This window comes from Caulobacter sp. CCH9-E1 (assembly GCF_001556515.1).
Classification (GTDB): Bacteria; Pseudomonadota; Alphaproteobacteria; order Caulobacterales; family Caulobacteraceae; genus Caulobacter.
On sequence record NZ_LSJA01000100.1, the window covers coordinates 1 to 815 of the forward strand.

At 70.3% G+C, this 815-nt stretch carries 1 protein-coding gene; it reads left to right on the top strand.

Annotated features, from left to right (window positions below; genetic code table 11):
- Window positions 1–185: 185 nt before the first annotated feature.
- The gene (locus tag AX690_RS06575) at window positions 186–722 is read left to right on the top strand and encodes a TetR family transcriptional regulator (protein WP_066730308.1); all 537 of its coding nucleotides are present in this window, start codon (window positions 186–188) and stop codon (window positions 720–722) included.
- Window positions 723–815: the final 93 nt, after the last annotated feature.

The following is an 815-nucleotide window of genomic DNA, read 5'->3' on the forward strand; positions in this document are numbered from 1 at the left end:
AGCGCCTCGACCGGCCGCTCCTCACGCTAGCTCATCTCCATCACACGAGGTGGTCCGAAGGACCGGGGGGGGCAGTACTTCCGCCCCGGCCACTTCCCCCTCCGTCGTCTCTTCGAGCCGACACCTCCCCCGCTAGGGGGAGGATTGTCTTGTCGTGGCCGCCCTTCAGCGCCATCTCTTCTCCCATGACCGACGACATCCTCGATCGCGCCGCCGACGCCGCCCTGGCCCTCGCTGCGAACCAGCCCTGGCCGACCGTGTCGCTGCGCGAGATCGCGGTGAAGGCCGAGATCCCGTTCCCGGACCTCTACGCCAAGGCTAGCAGCCGCCTGGCGGTGCTGGCCCACGTGTCCGAGCGTTTCGACCGCGCGGCGCTGGCGATCGACTATCCGCAAGGCTCCAACGCCCAGGACCGGCTGTTCGACGCGGTCATGGCCCGGCTCGAGGCGATGGAGCCGCATCGCACGGCCTTGCTGAACATCGCCAAGGCGCAAGGACCGGTGATCGCCGCGGCGCGTTTTCCGTTGATCGCCCGCGCCCTGCTGGAAGCCGCCGGCGTTCCCGCCACCCCGCCGCGCCTGCTGGCCATGGCGGTCGTGTGGGGCCGCGTGGTCCAGGTCTGGCGCGAGGACGACGCGGCCCTCAACAGGACCATGGCCGAACTGGACAAGCGCCTGAAGCAGATGGCCCAGCGTCTGGGCATGATCGGGGCGGGGTTCTAGGGGGGCTGAAGATGCTCCCCCGCGATGCGGGGGAGCTGTCGCGGAGCGACTGAGGGGGCCAATGCGGCCTAAACCGAGCTCGCCCCCTCCGGC

Coding starts and splice junctions, on each gene's coding strand:
- AX690_RS06575 (WP_066730308.1), top strand. CDS start 186: ATGACCGACGACATCCTCGATCGCGCCGCCGACGCCGCCCTGGCCCTC.